Source organism: Ligilactobacillus animalis, from assembly GCF_009933595.1.
Lineage (GTDB): Bacteria > Bacillota > Bacilli > Lactobacillales > Lactobacillaceae > Ligilactobacillus > Ligilactobacillus animalis.
Map to the genome: position 1 here is coordinate 1,460,001 of NZ_CP047141.1, position 17,498 is coordinate 1,477,498.

The 17,498-nt window shown below is 42.5% G+C and carries 13 protein-coding genes, 2 tRNA genes, 2 rRNA genes, 1 pseudogene and 1 other annotated feature (1 of these 19 only partly in view); all 18 genes and pseudogenes read right to left on the minus strand.

Annotated features, from left to right (window positions below; genetic code table 11):
* Positions 1 to 394, minus strand: a 23S ribosomal RNA gene (locus tag GSR62_RS07205); it reaches 2,523 nt to the left of the window's first position.
* 154 nt (positions 395 to 548) lie between these two features.
* Positions 549 to 621: transfer RNA gene (locus tag GSR62_RS07210), tRNA-Ala, on the minus strand.
* Between the two features lie 6 nt (positions 622 to 627).
* Positions 628 to 701: transfer RNA gene (locus GSR62_RS07215), tRNA-Ile, on the minus strand.
* A 76-nt stretch (positions 702 to 777) separates the two neighbouring features.
* Positions 778 to 2,341: ribosomal RNA gene (locus tag GSR62_RS07220) — 16S ribosomal RNA — on the minus strand.
* Together the 16S and 23S rRNA genes with 2 tRNA genes alongside form the textbook arrangement of a ribosomal RNA operon.
* A gap of 520 nt (positions 2,342 to 2,861) precedes the next feature.
* Positions 2,862 to 4,118 carry a tyrosine--tRNA ligase gene (gene tyrS, locus GSR62_RS07225; RefSeq protein ID WP_066023503.1) on the minus strand — a complete coding sequence of 419 codons (1,257 nt, stop codon included), beginning with the start codon at positions 4,116 to 4,118 and terminating at the stop codon, positions 2,862 to 2,864.
* A gap of 42 nt (positions 4,119 to 4,160) precedes the next feature.
* Positions 4,161 to 4,352 (minus strand) — a binding site (T-box leader).
* A gap of 52 nt (positions 4,353 to 4,404) precedes the next feature.
* The gene (locus tag GSR62_RS07230) at positions 4,405 to 4,851 is read right to left on the minus strand and encodes a Fur family transcriptional regulator (RefSeq protein WP_035447832.1); all 447 of its coding nucleotides are present in this window, start codon (positions 4,849 to 4,851) and stop codon (positions 4,405 to 4,407) included.
* Between the two features lie 118 nt (positions 4,852 to 4,969).
* Complete coding sequence (locus tag GSR62_RS07235) at positions 4,970 to 5,557, minus strand: metal-dependent hydrolase (RefSeq protein WP_035447830.1); 588 nt, start codon at positions 5,555 to 5,557, stop codon at positions 4,970 to 4,972.
* Positions 5,558 to 5,576: 19 nt separating this feature from the next.
* A complete protein-coding gene (locus GSR62_RS07240) occupies positions 5,577 to 8,672 on the minus strand; it encodes an AAA family ATPase (protein ID WP_052006347.1) in 3,096 nt (1,031 codons plus the stop codon).
* 2 nt (positions 8,673 to 8,674) lie between these two features.
* Positions 8,675 to 9,787 (minus strand): exonuclease SbcCD subunit D, encoded by a 1,113-nt coding sequence (locus GSR62_RS07245; RefSeq protein ID WP_066023504.1) that lies wholly within the window; start codon positions 9,785 to 9,787, stop codon positions 8,675 to 8,677.
* 122 nt (positions 9,788 to 9,909) lie between these two features.
* Positions 9,910 to 10,551, minus strand: a pseudogene (locus GSR62_RS09615) (sugar O-acetyltransferase).
* A gap of 101 nt (positions 10,552 to 10,652) precedes the next feature.
* Positions 10,653 to 11,069, minus strand: a complete 417-nt coding sequence (locus GSR62_RS07255) for a type II toxin-antitoxin system PemK/MazF family toxin (protein ID WP_010688102.1) — start codon at positions 11,067 to 11,069, stop codon at positions 10,653 to 10,655.
* Between the two features lie 25 nt (positions 11,070 to 11,094).
* Complete coding sequence (locus GSR62_RS07260) at positions 11,095 to 11,346, minus strand: hypothetical protein (RefSeq protein WP_010688103.1); 252 nt, start codon at positions 11,344 to 11,346, stop codon at positions 11,095 to 11,097.
* A gap of 62 nt (positions 11,347 to 11,408) precedes the next feature.
* Entirely contained in the window at positions 11,409 to 12,524 is a 1,116-nt protein-coding gene (gene alr / locus GSR62_RS07265) for an alanine racemase (RefSeq protein ID WP_010688104.1), read from the minus strand.
* Between the two features lie 17 nt (positions 12,525 to 12,541).
* Positions 12,542 to 12,907 carry a holo-ACP synthase gene (acpS, locus tag GSR62_RS07270; RefSeq protein ID WP_010688105.1) on the minus strand — a complete coding sequence of 122 codons (366 nt, stop codon included), beginning with the start codon at positions 12,905 to 12,907 and terminating at the stop codon, positions 12,542 to 12,544.
* A 154-nt stretch (positions 12,908 to 13,061) separates the two neighbouring features.
* Entirely contained in the window at positions 13,062 to 13,793 is a 732-nt protein-coding gene (locus tag GSR62_RS07275) for a LutC/YkgG family protein (RefSeq protein WP_035447824.1), read from the minus strand.
* Positions 13,786 to 15,276, minus strand: a complete 1,491-nt coding sequence (locus tag GSR62_RS07280; RefSeq protein ID WP_066023505.1) for a LutB/LldF family L-lactate oxidation iron-sulfur protein — start codon at positions 15,274 to 15,276, stop codon at positions 13,786 to 13,788. Before GSR62_RS07280 ends, GSR62_RS07275 begins: the two co-directional genes overlap by 8 nt.
* Positions 15,277 to 16,074, minus strand: a complete 798-nt coding sequence (locus GSR62_RS07285; RefSeq protein WP_029507265.1) for a (Fe-S)-binding protein — start codon at positions 16,072 to 16,074, stop codon at positions 15,277 to 15,279.
* A 201-nt stretch (positions 16,075 to 16,275) separates the two neighbouring features.
* Positions 16,276 to 17,484, minus strand: a complete 1,209-nt coding sequence (locus GSR62_RS07290) for an NAD(P)/FAD-dependent oxidoreductase (RefSeq protein ID WP_066023506.1) — start codon at positions 17,482 to 17,484, stop codon at positions 16,276 to 16,278.
* Positions 17,485 to 17,498 lie beyond the last annotated feature (14 nt).

The following is a 17,498-nucleotide window of genomic DNA, read 5'->3' on the forward strand; positions in this document are numbered from 1 at the left end:
CGAAGTTTCGCTTACAGGGCTATCACCTTCTCTGGCTGATTTTCCCAAATCATTCAACTACTTCGTTTCTTGGTAACTCAAATGTCCAGTCCTACAACCCCAAGAAGCAAGCTTCTTGGTTTGGGCTGTTCCCTTTTCGCTCGCCGCTACTCAGGGAATCGAATTTTCTTTCTCTTCCTATGGGTACTTAGATGTTTCAGTTCCCCACGTCTACCTTCAACTGAGCTATGTATTCACTCAGTGATAACAGGTCTTTACTCCTGTTGGGTTTCCCCATTCGGAAATCTCCGGATCACAGTTTACTTACAACTCCCCGAAGCTTATCGCAGTTAGTCACGTCCTTCATCGGCTCCTAGTGCCAAGGCATCCACCATGCGCCCTTAATAACTTAACCTATATTATCTTACGATAATGGTTATGAGTTTAGCGATTAAACATTAATGTTTTAAACTCTTTAAAACGCGGTGTTCTCGGTTATTTTAATTAACAAAGAAATAAAAGATATTATCTAGTTTTCAAAGAACAAGTTTGATAACTAATGTTATCAATGGAGCTTAACGGGATCGAACCGTTGACCTCCTGCGTGCAAAGCAGGCGCTCTCCCAGCTGAGCTAAAGCCCCATATAATGGGCCTAAGTGGACTCGAACCACCGACCTCACGCTTATCAGGCGTGCGCTCTAACCAGCTGAGCTATAGGCCCATTTAGCTCTGAGAGTAGACCTCTCAAAACTAAACAAAGTTTACGATAAAGTGCAGGTTTCCGAAATTATCCTTAGAAAGGAGGTGATCCAGCCGCAGGTTCTCCTACGGCTACCTTGTTACGACTTCACCCCAATCATCTGTCCCACCTTAGACGGCTGGTTCCAAAAGGTTACCCCACCGGCTTTGGGTGTTACAAACTCTCATGGTGTGACGGGCGGTGTGTACAAGGCCCGGGAACGTATTCACCGCGGCATGCTGATCCGCGATTACTAGCGATTCCGACTTCATGTAGGCGAGTTGCAGCCTACAATCCGAACTGAGAACGGCTTTAAGAGATTTGCTAAACCTCGCGGTCTTGCGACTCGTTGTACCGTCCATTGTAGCACGTGTGTAGCCCAGGTCATAAGGGGCATGATGATTTGACGTCATCCCCACCTTCCTCCGGTTTGTCACCGGCAGTCTTGCTAGAGTGCCCAACTTAATGCTGGCAACTAACAATAAGGGTTGCGCTCGTTGCGGGACTTAACCCAACATCTCACGACACGAGCTGACGACAACCATGCACCACCTGTCATTCTGTCCCCGAAGGGAAAGTCCTATCTCTAGGATTGTCAGAAGATGTCAAGACCTGGTAAGGTTCTTCGCGTTGCTTCGAATTAAACCACATGCTCCACCGCTTGTGCGGGCCCCCGTCAATTCCTTTGAGTTTCAACCTTGCGGTCGTACTCCCCAGGCGGAATGCTTATTGCGTTAGCTGCAGCACTGAAGGGCGGAAACCCTCCAACACTTAGCATTCATCGTTTACGGCGTGGACTACCAGGGTATCTAATCCTGTTTGCTACCCACGCTTTCGAACCTCAGCGTCAGTTACAGACCAGAGAGCCGCTTTCGCCACTGGTGTTCTTCCATATATCTACGCATTTCACCGCTACACATGGAGTTCCACTCTCCTCTTCTGCACTCAAGTCTCCCAGTTTCCAATGCACTACTCCGGTTAAGCCGAAGGCTTTCACATCAGACTTAAAAGACCGCCTGCGTTCCCTTTACGCCCAATAAATCCGGATAACGCTTGCCACCTACGTATTACCGCGGCTGCTGGCACGTAGTTAGCCGTGGCTTTCTGGTTAGATACCGTCGAAACGTGAACAGTTACTCTCACGCACTTTCTTCTCTAACAACAGGGTTTTACGATCCGAAGACCTTCTTCACCCACGCGGCGTTGCTCCATCAGGCTTTCGCCCATTGTGGAAGATTCCCTACTGCTGCCTCCCGTAGGAGTTTGGGCCGTGTCTCAGTCCCAATGTGGCCGATCAACCTCTCAGTTCGGCTACGCATCATTGCCTTGGTAAGCCTTTACCTCACCAACTAGCTAATGCGCCGCGGGCCCATCCAAAAGTGGTAGCATAGCCACCTTTTACATAGTTACCATGCGGTAACTATGGTTATGCGGTATTAGCACCTGTTTCCAAGTGTTATCCCCCTCTTTTGGGCAGGTTGCCCACGTGTTACTCACCCGTTCGCCACTCAACTCTTTATCGGTGAGTGCAAGCACTCGGTGATAAAGAAGTTTCGTTCGACTTGCATGTATTAGGCACGCCGCCAGCGTTCATCCTGAGCCAGGATCAAACTCTCAATTTAAAGTTTGTGACTCTTTATTTTTACTAGCGAATTGACTTCGCAAAATGTTTATTTCTCTTATCACTTAGATAAGAGACCCTGCACATTTGCTTATCGAAACTTTGTTCAGTTTTCAAAGATCTACTCAACTTTTATTCATTCGCTTGAATAAAAATTCATTGATATGTCTTATTGACTTAATTATTATATCCAAACTTGCATCTCAATGTCAACAAGTTTTTTGAATTAATTTTTAAGCGATTTGAAATGTTTGATCACATCTCAACGACAAGAACTACTATACTCACTTTTGGCTTAAACGTCAACCCTACTTTTAAATTTTTTTGCATAAACTTTCACTTTCTACCGCTTAAAAAACGAACATAAATTATCACTAAATATTATTGTTCGTTTTTTACTCAATTAATCAGTATCTCTTTAACTAAAAAATAGTTTTTTACCCAGTAAAACACTTACATTTTCCGTGAAAAAATTTTTTCAAAAAAATCTGCAGACAAACCGTCTACAGATCCTTTAACAATTATTTAGTTACACGTGCCAAGAAATAACGCTTCTTGCCCCGACGTGCGATCACAAATTTTCCATCAAAGTTTTCTGCTGGATCGATCACCGCATCTAGATCTTGAACACGATCACCGTTGATATAGATCGCACCATTGGTTACATCTTCACGGGCTTGACGCTTAGATTTTTCGATCCCTGTGTCAACAAGCCATTCAACGATATTTTCCGGTTCAGAACTGATCTCAACTGTTGGCATATTCTTAAAACCTTGCTCGATCTCAGCTGCAGTCAAAGCTTTCACTTCACCTGAGAAGAGGGCCTTAGAGATATGTTCAGCCTGCACAACAGCTTCTTTTCCGTGAACAAATTCGGTCACTTCTTCGGCTAAGCGACGTTGAGCTTCACGCAATTCTGGATGTTCTTCAAGTTTCTTCGCTAATTCTGCGATCTGAGCTTCATCCAAGAAAGTAAAGTACTTCAAATATTTCACAACATCACGATCGTCTTGATTCAACCAGAATTGATAGAATTCATATGGTGTTGTTTTTTCTGCATCGAGCCACACTGCACCACCAGCTGTTTTACCAAATTTTGTCCCGTCAGCTTTCAACATCAATGGGATCGTCAAGGCAAATGCTTGAGTATCTGAGCCTTCCATTTTGTGGATCAGATCGATCCCAGCTGTGATATTGCCCCATTGATCAGCCCCACCGATCTGAAGTTGCACATCTTTTGTCTTCAATAAATGATGGAAATCGATTGCTTGCAAGATCTGGTACGTAAATTCAGTATAAGAGATACCTACTTCTAAACGGCTAGCAACGACTTCTTTGTTCAACATCGTGTTAACATTGAACAATTTACCGTAATCGCGCAAGAAATCTAATAAGCTGATCTCCTTTAACCAATCATAGTTATTAACGATCGTGATATTATCTTTACCGAAAAGAGCCTTCATTTGTCCGGTCAAGGCTTCTTCATTGTGGTGAACTTGTTCCATTGTTTGTAAAGTCCGTTCTGACTTCTTACCCGATGGATCACCGATCGAACCAGTCCCCCCACCGATCAAGATATGCGCACGATGACCAGCCATTTGGAATCGTTTCAACATCATAAATGGGATCAAGTGCCCAATATGCAAACTATCACCAGTCGGATCGACCCCACAGTAAACACCGATCGATTTTTTAGCTAATAATTCTTCCAGACCCGCTTCATCTGAAACTTGGTTGACAGCGCCCCGCCATTTTAATTCTTCTAAAATATTTTCCATTTAAGATCCTCCTTTTAATAAAAAAGTCCCCGATGAAAAATCATCAGGGACGAATTAATTTCCGCGTTACCACCCAGATTGCTACATAAATGTAACCAACTCTGTCATCGATATCGGAATGACCCGTTGTTGCTCCATAGTGTACTTCGCAAAAATCATATATACCACCTTCCAGCATCAGTGGCTCTCTGTGATAGGGATGAGATCTGCTACTATCTATTTCATCGCAAATAATAAAATATCTTGGTTGATTATAGCACAAAACTGGCTACTTACTCCAGAAAATTTATGCGTTAGTCTTCTTTTGCTGACATTCTGGGCAAATACCATACACATCATAGCGACTATTAACGATCTCGTAGTCACTTTGCGCCTGAGCCAGTTTTTCCAATTCTAAGTAAGTGTCATCAAAAATATCCTCGATCTTGCCACACTCTAAGCAGATCAAATGATAGTGGGGCTTAGCGAAATAATCATACCTCACATGTCCCGCACTATCCAAAGCCACTTCAGATACTAGGTCAGACTTCGCCAACAATTCGAGGGTATTATATACAGTCGCCAAACTCACCTTGATATCTTGCTTTTGCAGATATTGATGGATCATCGTGATCGATGGATGCTCATCTGAACACATCAGATATGCTAAGATCGCTTGGCGTTGTGGTGTTGATTTTATCCCGTGTTGCTTTAACTTTTGTGCTGAAGATACTAATAATGTTTGATCTTTCATTGGCTCCACCCACGCTATTATATATAGCCTGTCCTTTCTTGTTGACTTCTCACTTAGATGATACGCTATTTTTTCAAAAAAATCATCAAATACTTTTTCATGTCAAACATTTAGTATTTCAATGTGGTAAAAGAAGGAGCTGTAACTTAGCTATCAATAGTTTGAGTGACGCGGCCCAGCCATGATCAAATAAACTTGTTAAATGCCCGGACCATAGTAAGTTCAATTCGATCAGTAAAAGACATAGCGCAAAGCCTAAGATCAAATACTCACTCACATGCCCTGTTCGATAATAAAACAGGCGTTTACGCGCACTTTTCTTGAATTTAGAAAAAGGCCAAAACCAATGGATACTATTTTTGGAGAAACTATCTTCGATCAAATGCAAAAGATAGCCGATCAGTAGCCAAAATGGTAAGTGCATCGCTGCGGTCGCCAAATATGCTTTAGCAATAAATAAAGCCAACAAATAGACCCCTGCCGCAACAACTAATGAATGGGTCGCTCCACGATGGCCCAATGTTTTATTGGCTACTTTACTAACAACTTGACTCCGCTTACCGATAAATGACTTTGGATGGTCGATATCTGGTAAAACACTACCACAGACTAACGCCGCAGTATTGATAAATGTCACTTGATCGACTGCGGCTAGCATTGGCAAGCCTACAGCCAGTGAGACTGTTATATGTGTACGATATTGCATCGTTTTTCCTCAAATCTAACTAAATTGTCGTCACATACCGCAAAGTACTTCGCTCACCCTTAGTAACAACTTGTAATTGATATGGCAATTGCGCCTGTAATTCGGTAACGTGACTGATTATCCCGACCATGCGATTTTTCCCCTCGATCGTTTGCAAAGTTTCTAAAGCAACTCGCAAAGCTTCTTGATCGAGCGAACCAAAACCTTCATCGACAAATAACGCTTCAATCTCGATCCCTCCGCTCTTCTTTTGGATAACTTCTCCGAGTGCCAAAGCTAAGGCTAAAGCTGCTAGGAAACTTTCTCCGCCTGAAAGAGTGTGGACGCTACGTCTTTTGCCCGCATTATCATCGTAAATATCTAGTTCTAACCCCGTACTCGATGCTCCACGCCCAGTATCCTCATTTAAGCATAATTCATAGCGGCCATTAGTCAAATGGGCTAGGCGCGCATTGGCCGTTATTAAAACTTCCTTGAGATAGGTTTGTAAAATGTAGCGCTCAAAGCCCAATTTTTGTTCACCTTTACCTGTCACAACATCGACGAGCTCCTTTAACTGCCCTAACTGTGTAAATTCAGCTTGCTGTTGTTCAAAGAGCTTCTTTACCTGTTGATAGCATTTAGTATTGGAACTATATTTATGCTCTAGCTCAGCGACTGTTTGCTGTAACTTAGCTTCCGCCTGTTTTGCCTGCGATAATTCTTCGTTAGTTTGCTCCAAGTCAGGCTGTTTTTGACCAGCTACTTGTTTTGAAAGGATCTCGACCTGACCAGCGATAGAATCTAGCTCTTTTTGTTGCTCAGCTAAAGTTTGTTCTAAATGTCCAAGCTGAGCACTTTGGGATAACAATTCTTTTAATTCTGCTAACGTCATCCCTTTGGCAGCACAGGCCGCTTCTAAGTCGGCTTGTCTTTGAGCGATCACTTGTTGCAATTCTTGAGCTTGTTGCTTGGCTTCATTTAGCTTGGCCTCAGTTGCTACTAATGACTGCTCAGTTTGTTTTATATGTGCATTCAAGTCAGCCCAATGCGTTTCAAACTCAGCTATCTTCTGTTGCCAAATTCTCAACTGTGCCTTAGCTTGTTGTTCAGTCTGATACTCTACTGGCAACTGAGCTTGTTTTTCAGCCAATTGCGTCACCAATTTTTGCTTCTCAAGTTGGGCAGTTTGAGCTTGTTCATTTAACTCAGTCAACTTTGTCTGGGCTTGAGCGACCTTTTGTTCTAGGGTCGTCTTTTGTTCCTGCAAGCTCGCTGCTTCTTTTTCCTTATCTGTGAGTCCCCTTATCTCTTGGGTCAATTCGTGTTTAGTTTGGGTCAGTTCAACTTCTAAATGAGTTAACTCGCTTTGCTCTAAAGCAGGATATTTTTCAAAAAAATCCTGCATTTTCGTCTCAAATTCACGTTTCCGTTCAACATTTTCAGCGTTGATCTCATCTATTCGTGCCTGCAAAGCAGTAACTTTATCTTCCAGCTCACGTGCTTGTTGTTTAGCTTGTTCGACTTGTTCTTCATCGATCCCAGCCACTTCACTGACTTTAGCTGGAGCCGGATGGTCTAAACTCCCACAGACTGGACAGGGCTTGCCTGCTTGCAGTTTTTTGACCGCTGCAGCAATATAGTGATCCGCTAATTGATTAGCTAAAGTTCGAGCCTTAGCCCGAGCTTCTTGGCTGATAGTTGTTTCAGTAACTAATTTATTTTGCAAGTTTGCAATATTAGTTTGGCGCTTATCTAAGTCTGCTTGCTTTTCCAAAAGCTCGGCTAATTCTGCTTGTTGATACTTTACCCTTTCTAATTTTGCCTTTAACGTTTCTTTGGCTTGGATCGATTCTGTGAGCGCGTGCTGTTTTGCTTCGATAGCAGCTATTTTTGCTTGCTTTTTCTCTAAAATCGTCGTTATTTTTTGGATCTCAGCTGCCAAAGCATTCTGGCTAACTTCGACCTCTTCTTGCGTGGCCAAAAGCTCACTGACAACTTTGTATAGGGGCAAATTATTCTCCAGTTGTTTATGCTGGTACTGATAATTTGCGATCTCTTTACGCTTAGCTTCATACTCTGCCAATTGTGCAGCTGAACTTAACTGTTCTTTTTTTAGTTTTGCCTGTTTTTGTGCGGTCTTTTGGATGTCAGCTTCAGTCTTAACAAGTGTGGCCTTATTATTTTCCAATAGCTCAAAGTTTGTTCGGTGTTCCAATGCCCATTTCAACGCAACTATTTGCTGGCGTAAAGCTTCACGTTTAGGGGCTTTAGCTAGCAGGTCAGCCTGCTTAGCTTGTAACTTTGCCAGTAGATCGAAGTCTTTTTGAAGCTCTTCTTGTTTACTCAAAACATGCTGCAAGCTCTCGGTTTCTTTTTTAGCTTGTTGCCAGGCTTTGTCTTGTTCCGATAATTCTGCCTTGACTTGTTCGAGCCAGCTTTTGATCTGTTCGAGCCATAATTCAGGGATCTGTGTCTCACTGGTAAAGTCAGCTTGTTGCATCCTCAGTGTTAGTTGCTGTTCTTTTTGTTGGTAACTTGCATTTTGCTCTTTAAATTTTGCCTTGAGCTGTTCGGCCCAGCGTTCAAATAATTCACTGCCAAATAAATTGCGCAAGACTTCTTCTTTTTCCTTACTATCAGCTGCTAAAAAATTACGAAATTCCCCTTGAGGCAACAAAATGACCTTGGTAAATTGTTCCGCCGTCAAATGTAACAACTCATCGATAAAGCGCCGGGCTTCAGGGATCTTTTGGATGGCCAACTTTTCTTCATCCGGACCTGGATAGATCAATTCGACTTTGGCCTTTTTTTCAACGGGCTTGCCACCACGCCCAGCTAAAACTTGTTTTGGCTGACGCTTGATATAATAGATCTTGCCTTGATGCTCAAAGGTAAATTCAACACTAGTCTCGGCTTTATCGCTAGCAAAATCAGAGCGCATTTGGAAGGCTTGCCGTTTTTTACCCGAAGTTTCATTGAAAAGGGCGTAACACATCGCATCAAAGATCGTTGTTTTGCCACTCCCTGTCTTACCCGTGATCAAAAACAACGGTGCCTGCTCGAAGCGGGTAAAATCAACAGTCTCATCCACATAAGGACCAAAATTTTTGAGTTTTAATTCTAATGGTCGCATCCCTACTCACCTTCCTTTTTTAAGGCTAATAGACTTTCTTTAGCCCACTTTTGTTGGAGTTGTGTTGGCTCTTGACCAGTAGCTTGGACAAAGAAATCAGTAAATAACTCCAACGGGGTCTTGCTTTCGATCTTTTCAGCTTGCTTAGTGTGGACCAAACGCTTCTTGCGCTTCAATTCAACTATCCGCGGATAATACTTGCGCAATTTATTCATCACATCAATGATCTCATGTTCATCGGTCAATTCGATAGCCACGTAGTCATCTTCTGCAACATTCTGATAAAGTTTTGTCGTCAATTCTGCGTATGAGGCCTCCAACCGCCGAATGTCATTGAGCGGATCTAATGGGATCCATTTGCACGAAAAAGGCTCCGTCTCTACGATCCAAACACCTTTTTGACTATTAGCCTCAGCCACCGAATATTTCAACAAACTCCCACTGTATTTGACCGTTGGTAGATCCAATGCTCGCTTGTCATGCAGATGACCTAGCGCCACATGATCGAAATCGCTGAATAGTTCAGGCGGTACTGAATCAAGTCCGCCCACTTCGATCTTAGTCTCGGAATCCGACCGTAAACTGCCAGCCGCAAAAAAATGGGCCACTAAGACCTGTTTTTTAGTCGGATCAAATTTGGTTTTCAACTTTGCAACGATCAGTTTCATTGCTGAAGTCAGATCACTCAAACTTTCATCGGCAAAATAGTTACGCGCTTCTTGAAGTTCAAAATACGGTAATAAGAAAAATTGCGTATCCGCAAATTCGATCGGGGTAAAAGCTTCGGCTAGCTTAGTATGCAAGTATAGTTTAGTTTGCTTGAACCACTCTTGTCCTGTTGCCAAACGGACTGCGGAATCATGATTGCCACTGATCGCTAGTAAAGGAAGATCCGCTTTTAGATTCAAGTTTTTTAAAGCTTGATTCACTAATGTCACTGCTTCTTCACTAGGTAAAGAGCGATCATAGAGATCACCCGCGACGACTACTGCATCGACTTGCTCTTTTTGAGCGATCTGAGCGATCTGGTCTAAAGCATCTTGTTGCTCTTTGACTAATGGATATTCGTGAAGTCGTTTTCCGATATGCCAATCTGCCGTATGTAAAAATTTCATCGTCTACCCCCTAAATCAAACTTTTGTTCGTTATTAAAAATATTATACCACGAAATTCCCAAGCCATTATTACAAAAATAGCAACTGTAGTCTTCAACTTCGAAAACTCAGTTGCTATCAAGCTAATCTAAGCTATTAAATTTTTCTTTAGCAGCTAGATATTTATCTTTTTGGGCCTGCCAATATTTGCGATCGGCTTCGCCTAGCGTTTTAATGACCTTAGCTGGATTGCCAACGGCTACGCTATCTGCTGGAATATCTTTAGTTACTACAGCTCCACTGCCGATGACTGCATTTTTACCGATCGTAACTCCCGGTAAAACAATGGCATTTGCTCCCAGCCATACATTGTCTTCGATCACGATCGGAAGTCCAAATTCGAGCTGATCTTCATTTCTGATCTGACTATCTAAGGGATGACCAGCAGTATAAAGGCCCCCTCGTGGTCCAAGCATGACATTATTACCGATCGTGATCCGATTGACATCTAAAAAAATACAATCCATATTAGCATAAAAATTCTCACCAATGCTCACATGTCTACCATAATCGACGTAGACCGGTGGTGTAACGTAGTAATTTTTACCCGTTTTTCCAAAAAGCTGTTTGACCAATGCCTTTAATTTAGCTTTATCCTCGATCGGAGTTTAATTGATCTGTTGGGCGATCTTTTTGCCGTGGACTGACTTATGCTCAGGTAAAATACCTCCAGCCAGATAAAGCTCACCTGCTAGTATTTGTTGGTATTCAAAGTCTTTTTCCATCAATGCTCACCTCACAAATTTATCTAACTATATTGTATCAAATTTTTAAATACTTCTCTTAAACAAAAAGCACCGATCTCCTGCTAGACTGGTGCTCATTATTAGCGATTATATGTTTTTTCTTGCTTTTTATCGCTATTATTTCGTGTATGTATATCGATCAACCCCACACTTACTTTAAGTGCATAGTCGACCGATCTCATAGTCGAATCATCTAAATGGGATATCTTATCCCGTAAACGTTGTTTGTCCAAAGTGCGTAATTGCTCTAATAGTACGACCGAATCTTTCTCAAGGCCTTTTTTACCCTTTGGCGCAGCTTTTAAAGCCACATGGGTCAACATCTTAGGCTTCGAGATCTTCGACGTGATCGCAGCTACGATCACTGTTGGACTAAACTTATTTCCAATGTTGTTTTGGATGACCAGAACAGGTCGCATCCCACCTTGTTCAGAACCCACTACAGGCGACAAGTCGGCATAGAAGATATCTCCTCTTTTAACCAGTTCCTTTACCATAGGATCACTCTCTCTAATTTATTTATTAGCTCACCGATCCATAATCGGCATCGCAATCACAACTGCCGAAAATACCACAAATTTCTTGATTCAAACCACCCATTTGACCGTAACCATCGATCAGCTCTTCCAAGGCTGTATGATACTTTTCGATCCGCTCAGCGTATTCGGGATGGTCCTTTATCTCTTCCACCTCAATAGTATAGAATTCACAGAACTCTTTAATATTTTGATATTGCAACACGGTCATTTTCTTCCTCAAATCATCTTCCACCATGACTAGCCCTCCGTGACCATTAGTTATCGCAATCTTAACATAAATGCGTTTAAAAGTATACTTTAATTGTAATAGCGTGGCAACCGCTCAGATAGTGCACAGACTATCTCATAATTGATCGTTTGCGCATACTCAGCTGCATCTTGCGCTGTGATCTTGTGCTCACCATTTTGTCCGATCAAGGTTACCTTTGTTCCCAAAGGTAATTTATCGGGTAGTCGCACCATAAACTGATCCATGCACACTCGTCCCACGATCTCACATGGTTGACCAGCGATCAATACGTGATAACCTTGCATCCGTCGCAACCACCCGTCGGCATAACCGACTGGCACAGTTCCTAACCATTCTGGCTTAGAAGCGGTATACGTTTTACCATATCCCACTCCATCACCTGGACGCAACTGCTTGACTGCAACCAATTCACTTTCTAAACTCAATGCTGGCTTGAAAGTCTCCGGTAATTCTAATTCTGTTCCCGACGGATTTAGGCCATACATCGTGATACCGTAACGAACGACATTACCCCCACAATCCGTATGCCACATTGCAGCCGCTGAATTAGCCACGTGAATATAACGCGGTCTAGTCGTCACGACTTCCATCAACTCATTGAATTTTTTTAGCTGGTAATTGTAGTGCTCTTGGTCTTTAGCATCGGCAGTCGCAAAGTGCGTAAAGATCCCTTCGAATTCAAATTGTGCTGCATGTTCGTGCAAAAAAGCGAGCGCTTGACTCAATGTGGCTTGATCTCTAAAACCGATCCGCCCCATACCAGTATCTAAAGCCAAATGAACTTTGAGTTTAGCACCAGTTTGAGCTAATTTGCTTTGTGCCTGGATCAGAAATTCTAGATCTCCAACAGCAGTTGAAAGATCATATTTAGCCATCAAAGTAGCCTCATTAGCAGGCGTAACACCTAAGATCAAGATCGTTTCAGTGATACCGGCTTCACGTAAAGCCAGCCCTTCATCGATCAGCGCAACACAAAAGCCAGTCGCTCCCGCTTGTTTTGCAGCTTTAGCGACGGGGACGATCCCATGCCCATAAGCATTAGCCTTTACGACAGCAAAAAGTTCTTGTTGTTCATCCATGCGAGCTAATTCAACTGCAATATTATGCTTGATCGCAGCTAGATCAACATTTACATGGGCGTTGCGGTGCAAACCTATAACCATTTTGATCATCTTCTCTCTTACTTGATTTTTTCTAAAACAACCATCGTGGCAACATGTTCTTTGGTATGTGATATCGAAATAAATGCGTTACATTCATTTTCGAGGGGATGGTACGAAAAATACGGACGGCCCAAGGGATCATTTAGGATCTCAATATCTAAAAAACTGACAGTTTGACCGATCCCAGTTCCCACCGCCTTACTATATGCTTCTTTAGCGGAAAAACGGCCAGCCAAAAACTCCCCCTGACGTTTTGGGGACAGCTCAGCAAAAAACGCTAATTCCGCTGGAGTCAAGATCTTAGTCGCCGTTTTGGGCAATTTAACTAACATCTGCTTGACCCGTTCGATACATTCTAAATCATTTCCGATCCCCAAGATCACTCGATTTCACCCTAACATCATCACAATTTTTTTACATATCAATCATACTTTTTCTCTCCAGCTTAATCAAGCCAAAAATCCGCTAGTCGCCTATAGCAACTTCAAAGAGCTTGAACTAAAGAGAAAAGGGGCCTAAATAGCCTCTTTTGCGTAATTATAGATCTTCCACCACGACATAAGTCATATCAAGTGGACCATGAACACCCACGATCAGTACCATTTCAATATCCCCCGAATTAGACGGACCTGAAATGAAATTGATATTTGAAGTCTTGAGTTTGCCAGTTTTCATTGCTTCATCGTAGCGGTCGATCGCTTGGCGCATCCGAGGTAAGATCTTACTTTTTGGAATGATCGCCAAATAGTGCGTCGGTAAGAAATGAAAACCTCGGCCTTGTTCCTTAACGGTGGCAGCTGTGATCGTCCCCGACTCAGCTAAGAGATAATCGGCAAAACCGATCGCTGCATCACTTTGGTCAGCATCGACTAAGTTATCTCGACCGCGTTTGGCATCCCAAAAATACAATTTATCTAAGTCTAATGCATTCCGCCAATCTAAAATACCATATTCTTGCCACTTTTCATCCGCAAAAGTCGGCAACATCAAACTGTGGATATCTTTTTCATGTAAGAAATTTTCCAGTGTCTCACTCAATTTAGCTACTGGTACTGTCTTAAAATCAACATGGATCGCCTCACTATTGGTCTTAGCCAAGGCTAATAATTCATCTTGATCCAGACCTGATAGCGTCGTCTTCGGTAGATCATTGATAAATACTAGCGGATCATTTGCTAGCTCATGGCGGGGACGATCAGCTTTTTTGGCGATAAAATCTAGAAATTCTTCACGGTTTTTAGGATCATTTGCTTTGATCGTTTCAGTCATTTTGTTCGCCTCGCTTCCGTTCTTTTTCATGTCGATCGTACCAATGGCGGAAGTTTTCTCTCAACTTCGGTGGCTCAGCCAGATCTCTGACATCGACCCAACCATGGATCAACTTCGGTGCGATCTTTGGAACTTTATCGATCTTACCTTCTGGATAAAGGTTCTCAACACTATTTTCTTTCTTATTGGAGAATGGCTTCATTGCCAAATGTTCACCCATCAAAGCGCCTTTAAAGAGGATTGGAGTCTTAGTCCCGACACTGATCGTCTTAAAGATAACATTATTTAGACTATGATCTAAATGAAGTTTATTCATCTCGACTTTACGGTGTTCCAAGATCAGATCATGCAGTGGGATCTTGACCGGACATGTTTCTGTACAGGCTCCACATAAACTGCAGGCATATGGCAGCTCACCAAAGTTTTCATAACCATCTAAAATTGGAGATAAAACTTCACCCATTGGTCCAGGATAGATCGAACCATAGCCTTGGCCTCCAATCTGGCGGTAAACCGGACAAACATTCAAACAAGCTCCACAACGAATACATTGCAAGATCTGTTCAAAGACTGTATTCAACGCATTGGAACGACCATTATCAATGATAACTACGTGGAAATCCTCTGGACCATCAAGTTCGTCGTCTAGTTTTCCTGCACTAAAAGTACAATAACTTGTCAATTTTTGACCGACCGCACTGCGGCAAAGCAGATTATCCAACACTTCGGCTTCCTTTAGCCCAGGAACGATCCGCTCCATCCCCATGACAACGATCTGCGTCTTTGGTAACGCCATCGTCAAGTCAGCATTACCTTCGTTAGTGACCAAATTGATCATTCCATTGTCGGCGATCGCAAAGTTACACCCGGTGATCCCCAAGTCGGCTTCCATAAAATACTTACGTAAATAGCTACGAGCAAAACGCCCCATTCTTTCAGGATCATTATCGCCCTCATAGCCGATCTTTTGGAAGACTTCCCGTACTTGATCGCGATTTTTGTGCAAGGTCGGAAAAACGATATGGGTCGGTTCATCCCAATCATCTTCTTGTAGGATAAATTCCGCTAAGTCAGTTTCCATCAATGATAATCCGGGGATCTTCAACAATTCCTTGTCTAGATTGATCTCCGTCGTGACCATTGATTTAGATTTAACGACCTTTTTGACATTCTTCTCACGTGCGACTTGCTTGATGTAAACCGTTGCATCGGCATCTGTCTTAGCAAAATAAACATGTCCGCCATTTTTTTGGACATTTTCGCTAAATTCTTCAAGATAATCTGGTAAATGTTTAACGGCATGTTGGCGGATCTGCTCACCTAACTCACGCCACTCGTTCCAATGGCCCAATTGTTCCCGGGCACGTGTCCGCTTCTCAAATTGCGCATCTTGGGCTTTAGCCACTGATGCACGCATAAACTTGTCTTTTTTAGCATTTTTTACGCGTTCGTCAAATGAAAGTTCACTTGTCTTTAAGCCCATCTAAAACACCCCGCTTCCATTAGCTGGTACCATCTGGTGATCCGTATCCTTGACGTATTTGACCCGGGAAAGATCGACATTATGATTCAAAACTTCTGCAATATGCATCACTTTGATCTTTTCCCCTCGACGATTCATCCGTCCACCAATATTCATCAAACATGCTTGATCTGCCCCGATCAAGATCTGGGCATTCGTAGCTACGATATTATTGACCTTATCGTCGACCATTGCTTCGGATATCTCGGGTTCTTTAGCCGAGAAAGTACCACCAAAGCCACAACATAATTGCACATTATGCAATGGGATCATCTCAAGATCTTTAACATGATCGAGCAAGACAAATGGCGCAGTCCGTTCACCTAACAGCCGTGTCATGTGACAAGAGCGGTGGAAGGTGGCAGTTGCATCTAATTGAGCTCCACAGTCTAAGATACCTAGCACACGATAGATAAATTGTGAGAACTCATAGGTCTTATCATGTAAAATCTGAGCCTTTTTGGCATAGTTAGGATCATCTTTTAAGATATCTTTATATTCCTTTAACATCCCGACACATGAACCCGAAGGTCCAACAATGTAATCCGCATCTACACTTAATAATGCATCGATCTCATTGTAAAATGTCTTGATCGTCCCCTTACTGTAACCGCTATTATACGTTGGCTGACCGCAACAGACCTGCCCCTTAGGAAAGACCGTCTCACAGCCAAAGCGCTCTAATACTTCGACCATCGCTTGACCTACATTTGGAAAAAGCAGATCAACGATACAGGTTGAAAAAATACATACTTTCATTGATAAGTGCATTTAAAATGCACCTCCACCTCCTTTGATAAGGCTTGGGCAACATATAAATCAAAAAATACCAATAATCATTGCTATACCATAATTATACTCCAAAGCACGTAAAACGCTTGCATGTTTTGTTTTTAATTATTGTATATTTGCACAAAAAAGAACGTAGACAGTTGATCCTACGTTCTTTTACCTAAAATATTAGTGATATAAGTCGAAACGACCTTTAGCAATAAATTCTTTGAACCCGCCGATCTCAAAGAGTGACTTGTTCATGATCATCTTCTTCATCATCGAAGCCGGATAACCCTTGATCTCCAACTTGCCGATCACCCCAAAGCCATGGGTATTACCGACTGAAGCGACCGTCCCTTTGCTCTTATATACAAATGGTGTACTTAAATGACCATTGCCGTTGATCTGTGATTCGAGATCTTTAGCCGCATAGACTGCCATCTCAGTAGCGATCTGCGCCGTTGTTGGATATGGCCGGCCGCTTTCTTTATCCATCACAGCCGCGACATCACCTAAGATATAAAGATCATCAAAGTTTGGATCAGTCAAATTATCTGTGACTACGACCCGCCCGCGACGTTCTTGTAAGTTGGATTCACCTACGACTGGACTGCCTGAAACACCTGTTGTCCAAATGATCGTTTCAGCTTTCAAGGAGTTGGTTTGACCATCTTTTTCATAGATAACTTCGCCAGGTGCCACTTCACTGATCTTAGCACCGCAAAGTAGTTCAACCCCCAAGCTCTCAACTAGTTTGACACCATAATCCGCTAGTTTTTCGCTAAACATTGGCAAAAGACGTGTTGCTGCTTCAACAACTGTGATCTTGACTTCAGATGGTGCTACTCCAGCAACTTTAGCATATTCTGGACGTCCTTCAGCTAAAGCACCGGCTAATTCGATCCCGGTAAAGCCAGCACCACAGACAACAAGTTGTAAGTACCGCTTATCTTTTGTTTCTTTGTATTTTTCCATCGAAGCTAAAATATGGTCATAGATCGCCAATGATTGCTTAATATTTGTCATTTCAAGTGCATTTTCTTTAGCGCCCTTGATCCCAAAAGTCTCGGAAACAAAACCTAATGCTAAGACACAGTAATCATAGTCGAGCATACCATGTTGTTTTAATTGTACTTGTTTTTTAGTAGCATCTAGTTTCACCACTTCATCTTGGATAAATTCAGTCACTGCCGGATCAACGATATCAGCGATCGGATAAGTGATCTTCAAAGCCGATTGGGTCCCAGAAGCAACTTCGTGTAATTCCGTTGTTTCATAATGATAGTCATCTTTATCGACTAAGATGATCTTAGCCTTACCCTTGACATTCTTTTGTAACTTATGCACAGTTTGTAACCCTGCGTATCCAGCGCCTAAAACAACTACTTTTTTCATAAAAAAATCTCCTC